Genomic DNA, 19,072 nt, shown 5'->3' on the forward strand with positions numbered 1-19,072 from the left:
CGTTTGTTTGCATTTCTAGAGATATAAGAAAGTATAAGTTTTGCACTTATACTGTATGTCTTATATTTCTCGCTTAAAGGCTTACCGTCTTTATAAGGACGCCGAAGGCGTTAATGCTTGAGTATAGAGAAAAGAAGGAGGAGCATGAATGCTCGAACAGATCGATATGTTTGCTGAAGTTTCTAATAACGGCGAGAATAGCCGTACTGGATACGATGCTGACGACATTCAAGTGCTCGAAGGTCTGGTTGCAGTACGCAAACGACCTGGCATGTATATCGGCAGTACAAGTTCTTCGGGACTACATCATCTAGTATGGGAAATTGTAGATAATGCTGTGGATGAGCATTTAGCCAAGTATTGTACGAAGATTGACTTACTACTTCGCAAAGATGGCTCAGTAACGGTGACGGACAACGGTCGTGGGATTCCAACTGGAATGCATAAGACAGGAGTGCCAACGCCGCAAGTTGTATTTACAATTTTGCATGCAGGCGGTAAATTCGGTGGATCTGGTTACAAGAAATCAGGCGGTTTGCATGGCGTAGGGGCTTCAGTAACGAATGCTTTGTCTGAATGGCTTGAAGTAGAGATTTATCGTGAAGGCAAAATCCATCGTCAACGTTTTGAATATTGGGTGGACAAGAAGGGGAAAGAGCATGTTGGGGAACCAGTAACGGGCCTTGAAATTCTGGGCAACACCAACAAAACCGGTTCGAAAATTACTTTTAAACCGGATATTCGCGTCTTTCCAAATGGAATTGCCCTGAATTATGATACGCTGGCAGAGCGAGTACAGGAGATTGCCTTTCTGAATTCCGGTCTGCGTATTACGCTGCATGATGAGCGGAGCAATCGTCAGGACGAGTTCTTTTACGAGGGTGGAGCAAGCCAATTCGTACAGTTCTTGAATGAGGGCAAGGATGTTCTACATGATGTTATTCACTTCAGCGCTGAAAAGGACGATATCGAAGTGGAAGTAGCCCTTCAGTACAATGGAGGCTATACAGAAACCTTGGCTTCCTTCGTTAACTCCATTCCTACTCGTAGCGGCGGTACTCATGAGACAGGCTTTAAGACCGCGTATACTCGTGTGTTGAATGATTATGCCCGACGTACACAGCTGCTTAAAGAAAAGGATAAGAATTTAGAAGGAAATGATTTGCGCGAAGGTATGATGGCTGTCATTAGTGTCAAAATGTCCGAGGTTGAATTTGTTGGACAGACGAAGGATCAGCTTGGTAGTGCTTCTGCTCGTAGTGCAGTAGACTATATCGTATCTGAGAATATGGCTCGTTTCCTGGAAGAAAACCCACAGGTAGCACAGAGCCTTCTGAAAAAATCAATTCAGGCCTCGAAGGCTCGGGAAGCGGCTCGCAAAGCCCGCGATGAGATCCGTACAGGTAAGAAACGTAGCGAGAGCTCGAATCTTGGCGGAAAATTATCACCTGCGCAGTCTAAGGACGTTACACGAACTGAGCTGTTTATCGTAGAAGGTGATTCAGCTGGTGGCTCAGCGAAGCAAGGCCGTGATTCAAAGATTCAGGCGATCTTGCCGCTAAAAGGGAAACCGATGAATCCGGAAAAAGCCAAGCTGCTGGATATCCTGAAGAACGATGAATATAAAGCGATCATTTCCACGATTGGTGCAGGAATTGGTCCGGATTTTACCGTCGAAGACAGCAATTATTCCAAAATTATCATTATGACCGATGCGGATACAGATGGAGCGCATATTCAGGTGCTGCTGCTGACATTTTTCTATCGTTATATGAAGCCGTTAATAGATGCCGGAAAGGTTTTTATTGCTCAGCCTCCGCTTTATAAGCTGACCCGCAAAACGGGCAAGCTGGAAACCGTAAGGTATGCATGGAGTGATGAAGAACTGCAAAATTACTTAAAGGAATTCGGCAAAAACTTCGAGCTTCAGCGTTATAAAGGATTGGGTGAAATGAACCCTGATCAGCTGTGGGAAACAACGATGAATCCAGAATCGCGTACACTGCTTCAGGTGCAGATAGAGGATGCTGCTAAGGCTGAGCGTCGTGTTTCTACACTGATGGGTGATAAAGTCGATCCTCGTAAACGTTGGATTGTTGAGAATGTCGATTTCACTGAAATTGTAGAGTAGTTGCAGTTAGTAGTGCTGCAAGTGACGATAATCCCGATTTTCAAAAAGCTTGGTGATTCTTGGAACGTTGGGGAATTTTGGAACTGTAGGAGCGATAGCGCCCGCCTTTGTCTCCCGATTTTATCCGCATTAGCGGTGTAATCAAAGAAATCTGGAGACAACAGCGGCCGGAAGTCCAAAAATCCCTGGAGTGTTCATGAGAATTACCACACTATTTTAAAACGGGCAGTTTGAGGAACAGAAGGTGAGCAAAGTGAGTAGTTTATCAGAACAATTTTTGCCGGCTTTTCTGGAAGAGGTCGTCGGTGACCGCTTTGGTCGGTATTCCAAATATATTATTCAGGACCGGGCGATTCCCGATGTCCGCGATGGACTTAAGCCTGTACAACGCCGTATTCTTTATGCGATGTACGATTCTGGCAACACGCCTGACAAGCCGTACCGCAAGTCGGCCAAAACCGTCGGGGATGTAATGGGTAATTACCATCCACATGGTGACTCCTCGATTTACGACGGTATGGTTCGTATGGCACAGCCATGGAAGATGGGGCATGTTCTTGTTGACGGTCATGGCAACTGGGGCTCGATGGACGATGACCCAGCTGCGGCAATGCGTTATACAGAAGCACGCTTATCTCCGATTGCAATGGAGATGATGCGTGATATCGAGAAGCGGACGGTGCTGTTTAAGGACAACTTTGACAATACAGCCAAAGAGCCTGTGGTTGTTCCTTCCCGGTATCCGAATCTACTCGTAAACGGCACGAGTGGGATTTCCGCAGGCTTTGCCACTGAGATTCCGCCACATAACCTACGTGAGGTTATTGATGCTTGTATCGCAGTGATGCAGAAGCCGGATATTGAACTTGAAGATATCATGACCTTTATGAAAGGTCCGGATTTCCCTACAGGCGGCACTATTATGGGCGGAGACGGCATCATGGATGCTTACCGCACTGGTAAAGGCCGTATTTATTTACGCTCCAAGACTGAGATTGAAAATATGCGTGGAGGCAAGCAACAAATCGTGATTACGGAAGTTCCATTCCAGATTGTAAAATCACGACTAGTTACCTCCATGGAGAATATTCGATTAGAGAAGAAAATCGATGGCATTGCTGAAGTTCGTGATGAGAGTGGACGAGAAGGACTTCGGATTGTAGTTGAACTCAAGAAAGAAGCGGATGCCCAAGGCGTTTTGGCGTATCTGCTCAAAAAAACCGATCTTCAAATCACCTATAACTTCAATATGGTGGCGATTGTCAACAAGGCTCCGCAACAGCTTGGTCTTAAAGCCATCCTGGAGGCTTATATCGCGCATCAGCGTGAAGTAGTGACTCATCGCACCCAATTTGATCTGGAACGCGCAGAAGACCGTGCTCATGTCTTAGAGGGCTTGGTTAAGGCACTGAATATTCTGGATGAGGTCATCGCTGCCATCAAAGCATCGAAGAACCGTCAGGATGCTCAGAACAATCTCGTGTGGATGTTCGGGTTCAGTGAACGTCAAGCGGATTCTATTCTTACCTTACAATTGTATCGTCTGACGAATTTGGAGATTACTTCACTCCAAAAAGAATTGGATGAAATGATGGCAAAGATTACACATCTGCGTGGCATTTTGGAAAGTGACAAGAAGCTCGTAGCTGTAATCCGTAAGGAATTGCTGGAGATCCGCGACAAATACGGGATCGATCGCCGTTCGCTGATCCAAGGCGAAGTTGAGGAGCTTAAGGTTAGCCTTGAAGCGCTGGTCAACGCAGAGGATGTGTTAGTAGCACTTTCCGCAGACGGTTATATTAAGCGTACAAGTATGCTTTCCTTTACCCGCTCTGGTGGGGAACGTCATACATCAGGCGTTAAAGAAGGCGATCATATCGTTAAGCTGCTCGATGTGAATACCCGTGACAGTCTGCTGGTCTTTACGCGCAAGGGGCAGTACTTCTTACTTCCGGTTCACCAGATTCCAGAGTTTAAATGGAAAGAACCAGGTACTGCGATTGTTAACGTTATCGGATTGTCTAAAGGGGATGGAATCATTAGCGTGATTCCGGTCAATAATCTTGATGATCCGCAGCAAAGCCTCGTGTTTATCACCCGCAGAGGTCAGGTTAAGCGTACAGAGCTCAAGGAATACTCTACAAGCCGCTCTGGAGCCGTAGCAGCCTGTAAGGTAGCAGACGGTGATGAGATCATTACAGTGGCTACTAGTACGAATGACAAGGACATTGTACTCGTGACTCGTGAAGGAATGAGTATTAGATTCCATGAGAATGAAGTTAATCCTATGGGCCGTGTTGCATCCGGTGTAAGAGGCATTCAGCTTCGTGAGGGCGATGAGGTGATTTCTTGCTTCTGGGTCAGTGAAGATGAAGGTGAAATCCTTTCTATCTCCGATATCGGATATGCGAAACGTTCATTACTAGTGGATTATCCATCTCAAAGCCGCGGTGGCAAAGGGATGCCAACCTTTGAATTTAAGGAAGGCAAGCGAGTACGACCAAATGGCAGTAAATTGGCAGGGGCTTTCTATTGCAGAGAACCGCTGGAACTTAATGCAATTACACGGGAGAATGCACATCATACATTCTCTTCTGAATCTGCACCACTCGGAGAGCGTCGTTCTACAGGCAAACAGATTGTTCCTGTGGAGAAAAAGGATGAGATTGTTAATCTTTTCCCAGCAGTTAAGTAAAACAAACTAGTAATAAACAGATTTGTTAAAATAACTTATCAAGGTGCTTAGTCAATTCTTCTTGAGAACTGACTAAGTGCCTTTTTTTAATTTTCCCGCTTATCAGTTTAGAAGATTTATTTTTCTTCTTTTGCAGGAAATGGAATTTGTTTCGCGAAAATGTAGTTATACCGGATAGAACCGCAAGGAAAGGAAGGAATCAGTGTGCACGCTTCTGAATTCAGTAAAATTTGGCATAAAATTTTAAAAGATTACAAACTACATATGGACAGTAATCTTGCCCCATCGCTAACGGATGCCCAACTCACAGTACTTGAACTGCTTCAGGAACGTGATGCCATGAAGCCTTCTGATCTGGCTCCACATCTGGCGACCAGTCCTGCAGCGGTTACTATGTTACTTGATCGGATGGAGAAAAATGGGCTTATCATTCGGGAGAGAGATGCTGCGGATCGCCGTATTGTATGGGTGAGTATAACGGAAATTGGAACGCAGGAGACTGTACGTGGTTTGAAGATCCGCAGTGATTTTTTTGCAGAAGCGCTTGATCCGATATCCTCTCATAATCAACAGCTACTACTCTATTTAATGGGCAAAATGGTTGTTACAACTACACCGGAAGGTTCTACACCATGAATATATACAACAACACTTTATTTCAAAAAAAAGAAGGCCATCCATTAACGGATAGCCTTCTTTTGTAATTCCTTGGACCATAAATCCCAAGGATGGGTTTGCGGAGGCAGGGAAATAAGTTCTACTTCTTCTTTAGTAACAGGGTGGGGAAAGCCTACAAGTGCAGACCACAGTGCAATTTGCTGTCCAGGTCTGTTCACCGAAGCTCCATACTTCTGATCACCGTATAAGGGGCAGCCGATGGAGCTAAGCTGCACTCGAATTTGATGTGAACGACCGGTAAGTAAATCGATCTTGAGCAGGCTGTAACCCTCAGCGCTGCCAAGTACTGTGTAATCCAGAATGGCTTCCTTACCGCCGGGTGTTCCTTTCCGGACTACAGTGACGGTATTGCTCTTGGCGTCTTTAAGCAGCGTATCGGTAAGACGGCCATGAGATGCTGGTGGTTTTCCGTGCACGACCGTTAAGTACACCTTATGAAAGCTGTGAGTTCTGACACACTCGGATAGTCTTGAGGCTGCTTTTGATGTCTTGGCAAAGATCATTGCACCCCCAACCGGACGATCCAGGCGGTGGACTAGCCCCATATAGACGTTGCCAGGCTTGTTAAAGCGTTCCTTCACATCTTCTTTGAGCAGGTTGAGCAGATCAGGATCTCCAGTAGCATCCTCCTGAACAGGAATATTCACGGGCTTCACTATGCCTAGAAGATGATTATCTTCGTATAACACTTCAAAGCGCTTCGACATTCCGTCCAGCGGCTCGTTGCTGCCAGATAAATGCTGTGTCATGGCTTACGCCTCCCAGCGTCCCAGAATACCGCATGGCAGGTTCATGCCGGAGGAAGTGATCGGAAGACCGATTTCACCGGAGGTGAGCTTCCCGCCATAACGTTTACCCATGGTCATCGACAACATATTACGTAGGACAGTTGGAGAAATCCCAGTGGTGTATGAATTGATTAGCATAAACAAAGGTTTGTCGCTCATTATTTGCATACAGCTCTCAAGGAAAGGATATAAGCTGGATTCCAGCTTCCACATTTCTCCGCCAGGTCCTCTTCCATAGGAAGGCGGGTCCATTATAATCGCATCATACTTACTACCACGACGTTGTTCACGTTGTACGAATTTGAATACGTCATCCGTGATGTAGCGAACTGGACGATCACCCAGGCCGGACAGCTGGACATTTTCTTTGGCCCATTGCACCATTCCTTTGGCTGCATCCACGTGAACAACAGAAGCGCCGGCACTTGCTGCGGCTACAGTAGCTCCACCAGTGTAAGCAAATAGATTCAGTACAGAGATCGGACGGTTAGCAGCCGCAATCTTGTCCATCATCCAGCTCCAGTTGGCCGCTTGTTCAGGAAATAACCCTGTATGCTTAAAATTTGTAGGACGCAAATGGAATTTTAATTTTCCGTAACTAATTTTCCAATCATCCGGAATTGTTTTCTTCATTTCCCATTGTCCACCACCCGCTGAGGAACGGTGATAATGACCGTGTACATCACGCCATTTCGCTGTCTCATTGGAGAGTGGCCAAATAATTTGTGGATCCGGACGGCGCAGGATAATGTCACCCCAACGTTCAAGCTTCTCTCCACCGCCAGTGTCAATTACTTCATAGTCTTTCCAGTCGCTAGCTATATACATTTTTTAATCCATCCTTCAAAAATTCATTTAGCCTTTATTGTACATCATTTCACCATATAGCTACAAACAAAATACGCACAAGCCCAACACTCTACTTATTTTATCCAATGAAGATTATGTGTATAATATTTCCATGCTCACAGCTATTATTCTGGCAGATCAAGCAATGATTGTGTATGATCAGATATCAGAGTCTTTACAATATTTATGATCGGAGAATAGCAGCTTATGTTCAATCTCGCGCCTCTATATTTCCCGATAACTGCAAATCCAGCACAAACTAGTGAATTTCTACCCAGTCAAGCTTTGCAGCCATATATTCGCTGTTTCTGGGGCTCTGTCACACCGCGTATTCCTACAGAGGCATCCGTTCACGTAGTGGACAAGGCATCTGGTTACGAACCTCGAATGGAAACAATTATTCCAGATACATGCATGGACATTATTTGGAATCTGAATGAGTCGACAGGCTTAACAACTACCGTTTTTTCCGGCATCAATGATGCTCCTTTTGAAGTCCCTTCAGACAGAGGGGAAGGTATGATCTCAACCTTTGGTATCCGATTTCATTTCTGGGCCGTTCATTTTTTTGCAGATGACCATCTCCGGGATGTCCTGAATGCATTTGTAGATGTGGACCAATACTTTTGTACTTTTAAAAAAGAGCTTGGATTTCTGCTGGAACAAGCAAATTCTATGAATGAAAGGATAGTGGCAGCTGAGGCTTATCTTTTTCAGCGTCTTGAGCATGGTGGACGGACTAATGATCGGATGATGAATGCAATTTATACCCTAATTAAACAAAAGGGTGTGGTAACAGCTGAGGATTTGGAAACCAGCTCTAATCTAAGCCGACGCCAACTTGAAAGACTTTTTCAAGAATACATAGGTGTATCACCTAAAAAAACAGCTGACCTTGTACGATTTCAAAATGTATGGCGGGAAATGTATCAACTGCCTGTGCAGACGAAGAATATGCAGGATCTTATTTTTACGTATGGATTCAGCCACCAGCCTCATTTTATAAACAGTTTCAAGAAATATGCAGGAAGAACACCACTTGAGGCTTTAGTCTATGCGGGCAGATAAATGTCGCAATTTTGCAATACAAAGGGTGCTAGCCTTGTTAAACTCAAGTAAGAAATGGGCACTATGATGATGAGAATGAAAGGGGACAAATTATGATTTCGTCTTTTGAAGGTACTAACATCTACACTAAGGATACTGCTGCGTTGGCTGCATTTTATTCGGAGGTGCTAGGGATTCCAATTCCGTTCGAAGGCTACGGCAATTTTGATGGCGCAAAGATTGGATTCGACAAGAAGCAGCCTGGAATCATCATTTGGGATGAGACGAAATGGGAAAAGCTCACGACTGGCTTTGTTAATTTAGTATTCAGCTGTGATAATCTCGATGAGACGTACGAGCAGTTAAAGGCTAAGGGACTGGATTGTCAGCCACCGGTTACGATGGCGTATGGCGGGAAAGAAATGAATTTCCGCGATCCAGATGGTAATCACATTACCTTGCTCGAAGGAGCATACTAAATAATTTTGAACAAAAAAGGGATTGAACGCAAACATCAACCGTGTGAATAAACGGGAGTTTGCGTTTTTTTTATTTTATTCATTTGACAATGATAATCATTATCAAATAGAATGAGGGTGAAGCACACATCATTTAAATTTTATGTTTAGTAATGGGAGGAACAGAAAGATGACTAAAGTGCTAGTGGCATACGCCAGTCTAACTGGAAACACTGAGGAAATGGCTGAATTGATTGTAGAGGGAATACGCCAAGCAGGCGGTGAAGCCGTTTTGAAATCGGTCACTGAATGTAACGCGGTTGAGATAAATTCATATGAAGGCGTTCTGTTAGGAGCATACACTTGGGGAGATGGTGAGCTACCTGATGAAGCTCTTGATTTCTATGAGGAGATGGATGAGCTTGATTTGACCGCTATGAAATCAGCAGTTTTTGGCAGTGGAGACACAGGTTACGCGATTTATTGTGGAGCCGTGGACTTATTCGTGGAGAAGTTAAAGGAACGTGGAGCTGTGATATTACAGGATAGTCTTAAGATTGAATATGGCCCGAACGCTGCTGAAAAAGAAGCTTGCCGTCAATTCGGTCGTCAATTTATCGAAGCTTGTATGGTGGCATCATAGGATGGGCGGGCCAGCGGGAAGTTGGATGAAGAAACAAGTGAATTTACATACGCCTCCATATAAACGACTGCATGATTATCGAGTGGAGCACATTATGCTTGGAGGGGCCGAGAATTTATCAAGCGGAGCTCCAGCGACCGGGCTCCCACGCTGGCGCCAGCAGGTTCAATATGCTGTAGGGCATACACTTAACGACTTTTATAGTTTGCTGCCTGAAGTTCGAAGGGAGACACCGATACAATTTCTGTTAGAGCGTCGTTGGCCACCTAGGGGGGATGCTTTTCCTTCATTACTGCAATATTGGGATATCAAGACGAGTATAGCGGATGAACTAATGCGTATCGTTTCGACCAATCATTTACTGGAAATTCCGGTAATGCTATACGAGCAGTGGTATGTGCCAGTCCCGGAGATGAGCTTGGAGCTTTCGATGATTACTCAATTAGCTTGGAATTCTACTCAGAATGGTCGAAGCCTGAACATTCAGAAATTTATGGTGAATGGCAATGAGGATACTATTGCGGGCTTTTTGCATATGACTAACGTCTTTTGTTATGCGGCTTACGGTGAACCTGCGGAGACCGTGGAAATCTACTCCTTGCTAGAGGGGCGTAAATACTCTTACAAGGGAAATGCAGTCCCGTATAAGGAGTCTTTGGATTATGTTCGATTGTTATCTGTATTTCTGGAGCAGGACGTGCACGCTGATGGCTCATTAAACTGTAGCGACCGTAGAAATGATAGAGGCGAAGCTAATGTTGGAGGCTTTGGGCTCATGTGATTACTCCTAATAATAAAATAAGGCCTCCTGCTCTACAGGCGAGAACGCCCATTAGACAGGAGGCTTTAATTCTATGGATTAGCCGATATAACGGTAATAATCCTGTTTATTCTGAATGATAAAGCCACAGCTTTCATATAGCTTAAGCGCATTGGGATTATCTAGAGCGACCTCGAGATTAATTCCATTATAGTTTTTACGTTCTCGTTCGATCGTTTGAAGGAGTGCACTTCGTCCAATGCCTAGCCCCCGTAGCTTCTTGCTGACAGTAAATCCATAAATCCAGGTTTCATTATCTTCGGTCCACAGCCGCATTTTACCAACAGGTTGTCCGTCCATTTCGATCATAATATGTTCTTGCAGGCCTTCCTGTTTCTGCAGGTCATAGAGTTCGGCAGCATCTTCAGTCTTTATGTCAAAGCCTCCACAATCCAGCTCAACGAGAATTGGGGCTTCGTCTTCGCGAGCAGGGCGTAAGATCACAGTCCCTGTGGCTGAGCTTGCTTCAGAAGAAGCAACCGAATTTCCGCCCCATTTCATTTGGTATTCCGCGTGATTAAACTCTAGTGGTAGCGTTTGAAGGAATGCTACACCAGATGATGAGGCAGCAGGAGCGTTTAGAAGTAGGGTATCAACATTGCCTCGTTTGATAATAGTTTGCGCTCGGTTCCACAGTGAGGTGAAGATGCCCCGTCGGCGGTAGCCTGGTCGAACCATGCCACAGACCTCCATATCGCTTCCAAATCCATAAAGTCCTAAGAAGCCGACGAGTAAATCATCTTCATATGTCACGAGCCATTCCGTATCTCCTACGCTTGATGGCTGGCGAAGCATATCCCAATTCAATTTCAGTGAAATTCCATCATATTGCTCACAGCGTTCTTGTAATTCTTCTATATTTCTCAAAGTATCAGTAGTAGTCAAACCCGTTTCCTCCTAAAGTGTATTTGAACTAAGTGTATTAGTTCGAATAGGTTAATAAAGCTTCACGGAAACGGGAACGGAGATCAGTCTCGCTCGCCTGTGTTCCCGCTCAGCACGTCCTTATACTCCGGATGCTTCTCAAATTGATGAGCTGCATAGGAGCACACAGGAACAATTTTTAAATTTTCATTTCGAGCCTTATCTACAACAGCCCGTACAAGTTCTTCACCGGTACCTTGACCGCGCAGTTCCTCAGAGACGCGAGTGTGGTCAATGACCAATTCCCCAGCATCTTTATCCAAACTGTATGTGATCTCGGCAAGGTCCTTACCGTCATTCGCAACAAAAAAACGTCCTGTTCCAGTTTGAATTTGCATCTTATGGCTTCACTCCTAAAATGTTATTGCCTATATTTTACTACCACGATTTGCAAAAAGCGAGGAACGAAGCAGATTGATTGCTCGCCCTGGACGTTTGATGGTGTTCCATAGATGGATTTATCGAGGAAGTTAGGATTATTGGTGTGAATGATGCGCTCATGTTACTAAAGGCAGTTGCTTTGTAATGTTTGTTCTGCAAGTAGTCTGGCTTTGCGGAATGGGGATAGGAGGCAGACGTGATCGAGTGACTTTTGGCGAGCCGAGAAGGTGGAAGGGGTTGAATTTCTGGACAACCTAGTGTGCTGGATACGCAAGCCGGCTCAGACATTCCCGGCACTCTGAGGTAGGAATATCCAGGACAGCCGGACTCATGGGAATCCTTGAGACCTCAGCATGCCCAAAATCCCTGTTATCATAATCATCCACTGGAGCTTTCGGACTCAGATGACGTTATTTGCAAATTTTTAGCCGTTTGAGTAAAGTTTCAGACTCCATTGCAGCTATTCCTTAGGAAAAAGCACAAATTAAGACGATTTCTATGCCAATAGCACCTATGGAGTCCGATAGAACCCCAAATTGGGGGGAATACTGCTTATAAGGTCCACTGTGCCCGATAGCAACTTCGTGAGGGTATGTGTTCACCGATGGAGCCGAACTGTAATGTCCTGCTGCATATGAGTAGCAATTCCCTTTTAGACTCTCGCAATCTCAAAATCAAAGTGAGATGCAAATAAATTCTGCATTCAAACAGTAGTCAAGCAGCAGTCAATGAATTTTTATACACTCCCGTTTATAAAGTAGCTTGCGTATTCTCAGGATAATACAATAAGATTAAGAGAATATCTCACTACTGAAAAGAACCGCTAGCAGGAGGAATCATTGTGGAATACAAAGTTGAGGTTGAATTTGGATCGATTTATGAGTTGTTGAATAGCTTACATACTTATCTATGCAAAAAATCCTATAAGAAGATTGACCTAGGGGTAGCGTGGGTTACTGAAATTGAAAGCACCCTAAGTGAGGAACTATTATCCCGTCTGAAGGAAACTGAACTAAACAATGAATGGAAAATGTTGAATCTGCTCATTTACTGTTGTCCATTCAAGGATGATGTAGACAGTGTATTGAACTGGATTGAAGGGTTAACAGTTGGCGAGTTATATGAGACCTTATCAAAATATGTAAAGGTATTTCCAAGCCATATGGAGGATTACCGTAATCGCGTAGTATTTTTACTCTCCGAATGGAACCGCCAGTACTTTAGTCAATGCAATCCTGCGATTCTAAGCAAATTACAACAGCATACGGATTTGAAGAACATGGAGCTTAATGCACTGGAAACTGCTGATTTTGTGAACAAAACGACCAACGGATTCTATTTCATGCCTACTGATGGGCTTAAGAAGCTTGTATTAATTCCACAGTATCATTTTCAGCCTGCTAATATCATCTATTGCTATGGTGAATTAACAATCTGTCATTATGCGGCCTGGATTTCGATGGAGAACGAGGAAATTTCACCTTTTATGTATAGAGCCATTCGTAGTCTGGGTGAAAAAAGCCGCCTGAAAATTCTCCAAGCTCTTAGCGGTGGTCGCAAAACATTCACCGAAATTGTTAAGCATGCGGGAATCTCGAAGGGGATTGTTCACGATCATATTTTTAATCTTCGTTGTGCGGGTTTGCTTCATGCCTATATTGAAGGGGAGAATGTCACCGGATATAGTCTGCGTCTGGAAGGCATTCATCGGATGAATGAGCAGCTATTTGAGTATTTAAAATAATCATTTCACAAAAAAAATATAACCATCTAAAAGTCAGAATTCTCTTATGCAGAGAGGGTTTTGGCTTTTTTTAGTTGTCTTAATTCTCATTTGATTCTGTTTATAGAGAATTTTTTTAAAGTTCTCTCTTTACAGAACTCAAAAACCTTTCTATAATGAACATCAGAAGTTATTCATACTTAACAGGTAGGAATTATAGTTATTATTCTATTAGAGAGAAAAGGGAGATAGGTACATGAGAAAAAATGCGATTGTAATCACTTCATTACTGCTTACGGGTTCACTGTTACTTTCTGCTTGCGCTAACAACAGTAATAACGAATCCTCGTCTGGTAACAACGCGGCTGCAGGGTCCAATTCAACCAATGTGGAAGCAACAACTCCGGCAGAGACTGTTCCTGCGGGTGCGCTAAGCGAGCCTTTTACCGCAACCGATTTGTCCAAACTTCCAGCAGTTGCACAGAAACGTACAGACACCATTATCGTAGGGTTAACGGACCCAAGCGGAGCTTTTACTCCGTATTTTCAGCAAAGTGGTTATGATGGCAATGTATCTTCACTGCTATACGCTTCTCTCGTAACTGTAGACGATAAAGGCGTTCCAACACCGGAGCTTGCAGAGAGCTGGGATGTTTCGGATGATCAGCTTACATACACGTTCCACTTGAGAAAAGATCTGAAATTCAGCGACGGTTCACCATTGACAGCAGATGACGTGGCTTTTACTTGGACGATCCAATACGACAAATCGTATGACGGTAGCTCCCAGCTTCCATCACTAAATGTTAAAGGCGGCAAAGCCTATAAAGATGGTACTTCTACAGCAATAGAAGGGATTAAAGTGATTGATCCACAGACGATCTCAGTGACACTTGAGCAACCAAACGCAACAGCGCTGGTACAGCTCGGCTCGAATGTTCTGTCGAAAGCTTACTATGGCAAGGACTATAAATTTGGAGATCTTGAATACATCAAGAAGCTGCATGAGAAGCCACTTGGAGATGGACCTTACAAGCTGGAAAAATTTATTCCGGGGCAAGAAGTACGTTTTGTGGCGAATGAGAATTATTTCAAAGGTAAACCCAAAACGGAACATTTCATTTATAAAACTACGGAAGGCGATGTATGGCAGTTCGTAGAAACAGGTGAGGTAGACTACGCTTCTTTTAGTGCGACAGACGAGAATATCGAGAAGCTGAAAGCGCTCGGTTTTGTGAATATTATTCCTTACACTCCAAGTACCTACGGTTATTTGCAAGTTAATCTGAAGCATGAACAGCTCAAGGATAAGCTTGTACGTCAAGCCATTGTGTACGGTCTGGATCGTCAGAGTATTTATGTAGATGCAGCGCAAGGTGCAGGCTCAATTGCCAACATCCCGGCATCCCCTATCTCTTGGTCTTACACGGAGGAAGGCATTAATCCTTACAAATATGATCCGGAAAAAGCAAAACAATTGCTGGATGATGCAGGCTGGACAGTAGGCGCGGGTGGTATCCGTGAAAAAGATGGCAAACCGCTTACCATTCACTACCTCGGCTCTAAGAGCAAAAATACAGATATTTTCATTGCTGTAGCTAAAGAGAATTTTGAAGCACTGGGTATCGATTTCCAGCCTGAGGTTTTTGCAGACTTTAACTCTTTGGTATCTAAGGTAGAAGGCGGGGACTACGATCTCGTATCCTTCTCCACTAGTATGTTGACTGATCCGGCTGACGGGTTCATGCAATTCTTCGATGGAGAAATCACGGATTATGACAATCCGAAATTCCTGGAGCTATACAATAAAGCCTTGGCTACTACTGATATTGAAGCACGCAAAGCGGTATACAAAGAGCTGTATCAGCTCTTCAATGATGAACTGCCTATTATTTTCACAAGTTACAAAAAGACTGTATACGCCTATAACGGACGTATTGAGAATCTATCGGTCAGCCCGTTCATCGGTCTTGCTGGCAGTCTGCCAACTTGGAGCCTGAAATAAATAAAACAGTGTCCCCTGCTCTGATGAGCAGGGGACAAATCATAAGGAGTCTGTCATGAGCGCTTATTTATCGAAAAGACTGTTGTATATGGTCATTATCTTATTTGCGGCATCATTATTGATCTTCTGCCTGTATGCATCAACCCCCGGCGATTTCATAACTGGAAATATCAAATTGACTGCAGAACGTAAAGCTGAGCTGCGTGAGATCTACGGCTTGAACAAGCCGATGCTTGAGCGGTATGGAATCTGGATGAAGAATGCGCTGCATGGCGATTTCGGGTATTCCTTAGCCCAACAAAAGCCTGTGCTGCAGCTTTTTAATGATTATATTTGGAATTCCTTTCTACTGGCTGCCGTTTCCACGTTTCTGACGTGGGTGATTGCAGTTATTATTGGTGTGATTTCAGCCTATAAGCAATATTCATGGTTCGATACTCTCGTGATGATCGCTATATTCGCAGCAATGTCACTGCCGTCATTTTTTATAGGCTTATTCCTGATCAAAATCCTGGCCGTCGATCTCAAGTGGCTCCCTCCGGGTGGAATAATCACGACAGGTAGTAATGCTACGGGTCTGGCGTATTTTAAGGAGATTGTAACGCATATGACCCTTCCGGTTGTTGTTATGACTCTACTTGGATTGGGCTCACTCACCCGTTATTTCCGCAGTAATATGATCGATGTCTTAAAACAGGATTATATCCGCACCGCCCGTGCCAAAGGCTTAAAAGAACGCAAGGTGCTATTTACACACGCCTTACGTAATGCCTTGCTGCCCGCAATTACACTGGTTGGTTTCGAGCTTCCAGCACTATTTGGCGGATCACTTATTATTGAAAAAATATTCAATTGGCCTGGGATTGGCCAGCTGTATATGCAGTCCTTCGGACTTAGGGATTATCCTTTGCTGATGGGCTTTACGATGTTTATTGCCATACTTACCGTCATAGGAACGTTGCTTTCGGATGTTTTGTACCGGATTGCCGATCCTAGAGTTCGGCTATAGAGAGGAGGAAGCTGACGTGGCAGTTCAAAGTAATGTAGCGGGAATCTCCAAGCCCCAGACCACCAAAGGAAAATCCTCTTTATTCCGGCAATCCCTTCGGAGGTTGTTAAAGAACAAGCTGGCGGTATCCGGATTTGTGGTAGTGATCTTTATGTTTGCGCTTTGTTTTCTTGGTCCTCTGTTCTCACCCTATACGGATAACAAAATTAATATGGCATTGATGAACAAGGCACCTAATATGAAGCATTGGCTTGGCACTGACGCGCTGGGCAGAGATATTTTGACCCGGGTGATGCAGGCAGGACGCATTTCACTAACCGTAGGACTGGCATCAATGGTTCTTTCGGTGTTTATCGGGGCTCTTTTGGGAGCCATAGCTGGGTATTACCGCGGAATCGCCGATCAAATCATAATGCGGATTGCGGATCTTCTATTGACGGTTCCGAGTTTGCCGCTGCTCTTTATTTTTGGAGCATTATTATCGGAGTGGAAGATTCCAACGGACTACCGGATGTATATCGTTATGCTTATGCTCAGCATTGTGAGCTGGCCAGGTATGGCGCGTATGGTACGGGGGCAAATGCTTAGTCTGCGAGAACGTGAGTTTATGCAAGCAGCTGTAGTATTAGGCCTTCGGGATCGCCGTAAATTATTTAACCATTTGCTGCCGAACATTATCCCGCTGCTGATCGTTATGGCAACGCTCAACATCGGTGGTGCTATTCTGAGTGAATCGGTTCTTAGCTTTTTTGGGCTAGGTGTTATGCCGCCAACGCCAACCTGGGGCAATATGATTGACGCAGCGAATAATATGATCGACTTCAAGGATCGGCCGTGGCTGTGGATTCCGCCTGGGCTATCCATCTTCGCGACAGTAATCGCGATCAATATTTTTGGTGACGGACTCCGGGACGTACTTGATCCTAAACAGAAGAGGTAGGTGACCCTCACATGAGTGATTTAATGAATATAGACGGTCTAAGTACATACTTCTTTACGGAAGAAGGAAAAGTGAAAGCCGTTGATGATGTAAGCTTCCGTGTCCGTGAAGGAGAGACGGTCTGTATCGTCGGAGAATCGGGCTGCGGCAAAAGTGTAACTGCGATGTCCATCATGGGTCTTATTGAAGAGCCAGGGGGCAAGGTTGCCCATGGTAAAATTGATTTTCAGGGTGAAGATTTGTTGCAAATGGACAAAAACACACTGCGAGCCATCCGTGGCAACGAGATCGCGATGATATTCCAGGAGCCCATGTCCTCTCTTAATCCTGTAATCAAGATCGGTGAACAAATTATGGAGCCGTTGATCGTGCATTTGAAGATGAATAAGAAGCAGGCGCGTATCCGGGCGATTGAACTAATAAAACAGGTAGGCATATCACGACCTGAGCAAATTGCTGATAGTTATCCACATGAATTAAGTGGAGGGATGCTGCAGCGGATAATGATCGCTATTGCTATCGCATGCAGTCCAAAGTTATTGATTGCAGATGAACCGACAACGGCGCTGGATGTAACGATTCAAGCACAAATTCTGGATATGCTTCGTGAAATTAAAGACAACTCCGGCATGTCTATTCTATTAATCACCCATGATCTGGGTGTAGTCGCGGAGATGGCTGATTACGTGATTGTTATGTACTCCGGAAAGATTGTGGAGGAGGGGGAGGTTGTTGAATTGTTCAACAATCCCAAACACCCTTATACGAAAGGGCTGCTCAAATCGAAGCCAGTTATCAATCAGCGGCAGGATGAGCTGTATTCCATACCAGGTCAAGTGCCAAATCCGCTAGAGCTGGTACCCTCTTGTTATTTTCATGACCGCTGTGAGCATTGCATGCCTGTATGTGTCAGCCAGCAGCCCCAGCTTAAAGAAGTGGCCAGCAGACAAAAGGTAGCTTGCTGGTTGTATGAGGAGGCGGTTGTTCATGCCTGAGGCACTGCTTGAGGTCAATCATCTGAAGAAATATTTCCCTGTCACTAAGGGATTGCTTAACCGGACGGTTGGGCATGTAAAGGCTGTTGATGATATTAGCATCACGCTTCAGCCAGGGGAGACGTTTGGGCTTGTAGGAGAATCCGGGAGCGGAAAGAGTACGGTCGGACGGACGATTTTACGGCTAACGGATAAAACGGCAGGCGAGATCAAATTCAAAGGGATAGACATTCATTCTTTGTCTCCCGCTGAATTGCGAAATATCAGACCCCAAATGCAGCTAATCTTTCAAGACCCGTATAGCTCACTTAACCCTCGGGTCCGCATAGGTGATGCTATCGGAGAAGCTTTACTGGATCATGGGTTATGCTCAAAATCAGAGGTTCGTGATCGGGTGCTTGAGGCGCTTGAGGCATGTGGTTTATCCTCTTATCATATTGATCGCTTTCCGCATGAATTCTCAGGAGGACAGCGACAACGGATCGGAATCGCGCGTGCGCTTGTGCTGAATCCTGAGCTAATCATTGCAGACGAGCCAGTCTCGGCCTTGGATGTGTCCATCCAAGCACAGATTATTAATTTATTTAGTAAGCTGCAGCAGAGCCGTGGGCTCACCTATTTGTTTATCTCCCATGATTTGAGTGTGGTTGAGCATTTATGTTCAAGAATCGGTGTTATGTATCTTGGATCTATGATGGAGACGGCTTCTAGAGATGAATTATTTAAGAATCCGCTCCACCCGTATACCAAGGCATTGCTATCAGCTGTTCCAATACCTATACCCAAGCTGAAAAGGGAAAGAATTGTCCTTAAGGGGGATATCCCGAGCCCAGTGAACCCGCCTTCCGGTTGTAAATTTCATACCCGGTGTCCCTATGCACAAGAGGTTTGCAGATCTGAAATCCCGGTATTCCGGGATGCCGGCAATAACCATTTTGTAGCTTGTCATTTGGTCTGATAGCTGTCAAAGATACAATGATGATTCG

At 44.6% G+C, this 19,072-nt stretch carries 17 protein-coding genes; 13 read left to right on the plus strand and 4 right to left on the minus strand.

The window, feature by feature from the left end; genetic code table 11:
• Positions 1-148 precede the first annotated feature (148 nt).
• From parE to MKX60_RS13825, 3 genes are all read left to right on the plus strand, one after another.
• The gene (gene parE / locus MKX60_RS13815) at positions 149-2,131 is read left to right on the plus strand and encodes a DNA topoisomerase IV subunit B (RefSeq protein WP_042190046.1); all 1,983 of its coding nucleotides are present in this window, start codon (positions 149-151) and stop codon (positions 2,129-2,131) included.
• A 253-nt stretch (positions 2,132-2,384) separates the two neighbouring features.
• Complete coding sequence (gene gyrA, locus MKX60_RS13820) at positions 2,385-4,826, plus strand: DNA gyrase subunit A (protein ID WP_042190043.1); 2,442 nt, start codon at positions 2,385-2,387, stop codon at positions 4,824-4,826.
• A 204-nt stretch (positions 4,827-5,030) separates the two neighbouring features.
• Entirely contained in the window at positions 5,031-5,462 is a 432-nt protein-coding gene (locus MKX60_RS13825) for a MarR family winged helix-turn-helix transcriptional regulator (protein WP_234532054.1), read from the plus strand.
• A 44-nt stretch (positions 5,463-5,506) separates the two neighbouring features.
• Here MKX60_RS13825 and MKX60_RS13830 read toward each other — a convergent pair whose 3' ends face one another.
• Both MKX60_RS13830 and MKX60_RS13835 read right to left on the minus strand, forming a co-directional pair.
• Positions 5,507-6,253, minus strand: coding sequence for an RluA family pseudouridine synthase (locus tag MKX60_RS13830; protein ID WP_231573316.1), 747 nt, complete (start codon positions 6,251-6,253; stop codon positions 5,507-5,509).
• 3 nt (positions 6,254-6,256) lie between these two features.
• Entirely contained in the window at positions 6,257-7,120 is an 864-nt protein-coding gene (locus MKX60_RS13835; protein ID WP_042129425.1) for a class I SAM-dependent methyltransferase, read from the minus strand.
• A gap of 228 nt (positions 7,121-7,348) precedes the next feature.
• Between MKX60_RS13835 and MKX60_RS13840 the strand changes: the two genes are divergently transcribed.
• From MKX60_RS13840 to MKX60_RS13855, 4 genes are all read left to right on the plus strand, one after another.
• Positions 7,349-8,209 (plus strand): helix-turn-helix domain-containing protein, encoded by an 861-nt coding sequence (locus tag MKX60_RS13840; protein WP_341060102.1) that lies wholly within the window; start codon positions 7,349-7,351, stop codon positions 8,207-8,209.
• Between the two features lie 92 nt (positions 8,210-8,301).
• Positions 8,302-8,667, plus strand: coding sequence for a VOC family protein (locus MKX60_RS13845; RefSeq protein ID WP_042190035.1), 366 nt, complete (start codon positions 8,302-8,304; stop codon positions 8,665-8,667).
• A gap of 169 nt (positions 8,668-8,836) precedes the next feature.
• Positions 8,837-9,289, plus strand: a complete 453-nt coding sequence (locus tag MKX60_RS13850; protein WP_042190032.1) for a flavodoxin — start codon at positions 8,837-8,839, stop codon at positions 9,287-9,289.
• A gap of 25 nt (positions 9,290-9,314) precedes the next feature.
• Positions 9,315-10,070 (plus strand): hypothetical protein, encoded by a 756-nt coding sequence (locus MKX60_RS13855; RefSeq protein ID WP_341060103.1) that lies wholly within the window; start codon positions 9,315-9,317, stop codon positions 10,068-10,070.
• Positions 10,071-10,148: 78 nt separating this feature from the next.
• Here MKX60_RS13855 and MKX60_RS13860 read toward each other — a convergent pair whose 3' ends face one another.
• The gene (locus MKX60_RS13860) at positions 10,149-10,994 is read right to left on the minus strand and encodes a GNAT family N-acetyltransferase (protein WP_076284608.1); all 846 of its coding nucleotides are present in this window, start codon (positions 10,992-10,994) and stop codon (positions 10,149-10,151) included.
• An 83-nt stretch (positions 10,995-11,077) separates the two neighbouring features.
• Positions 11,078-11,371 (minus strand): GNAT family N-acetyltransferase, encoded by a 294-nt coding sequence (locus MKX60_RS13865; RefSeq protein WP_042190028.1) that lies wholly within the window; start codon positions 11,369-11,371, stop codon positions 11,078-11,080.
• 884 nt (positions 11,372-12,255) lie between these two features.
• Here MKX60_RS13865 and MKX60_RS13870 point away from each other — a divergent pair.
• The 6 genes from MKX60_RS13870 (at position 12,256) to MKX60_RS13895 (ending at position 19,044) form a co-directional block, all read left to right on the plus strand.
• Positions 12,256-13,158, plus strand: a complete 903-nt coding sequence (locus MKX60_RS13870; protein ID WP_076284609.1) for an ArsR/SmtB family transcription factor — start codon at positions 12,256-12,258, stop codon at positions 13,156-13,158.
• A 235-nt stretch (positions 13,159-13,393) separates the two neighbouring features.
• A complete protein-coding gene (locus MKX60_RS13875; RefSeq protein ID WP_341060104.1) occupies positions 13,394-15,142 on the plus strand; it encodes an ABC transporter substrate-binding protein in 1,749 nt (582 codons plus the stop codon).
• 55 nt (positions 15,143-15,197) lie between these two features.
• Positions 15,198-16,151 (plus strand): ABC transporter permease, encoded by a 954-nt coding sequence (locus MKX60_RS13880; RefSeq protein WP_339242616.1) that lies wholly within the window; start codon positions 15,198-15,200, stop codon positions 16,149-16,151.
• Positions 16,152-16,167: 16 nt separating this feature from the next.
• On the plus strand, positions 16,168-17,091 hold the full coding sequence (gene opp4C / locus MKX60_RS13885) for an oligopeptide ABC transporter permease (protein WP_339242614.1): 924 nt from the start codon (positions 16,168-16,170) through the stop codon (positions 17,089-17,091).
• Positions 17,092-17,102: 11 nt separating this feature from the next.
• Positions 17,103-18,086: an ABC transporter ATP-binding protein gene (locus MKX60_RS13890; RefSeq protein ID WP_341060105.1), complete on the plus strand. Its 984-nt coding sequence runs from the start codon at positions 17,103-17,105 to the stop codon at positions 18,084-18,086.
• A complete protein-coding gene (locus MKX60_RS13895; RefSeq protein ID WP_076284613.1) occupies positions 18,079-19,044 on the plus strand; it encodes an ABC transporter ATP-binding protein in 966 nt (321 codons plus the stop codon). The genes MKX60_RS13890 and MKX60_RS13895 overlap by 8 nt, the downstream gene beginning before the upstream one ends.
• Positions 19,045-19,072 lie beyond the last annotated feature (28 nt).

Origin of the sequence: Paenibacillus sp. FSL R5-0914, from assembly GCF_038004525.1 — a bacterium.
Taxonomy (GTDB): domain Bacteria; phylum Bacillota; class Bacilli; order Paenibacillales; family Paenibacillaceae; genus Paenibacillus_AQ.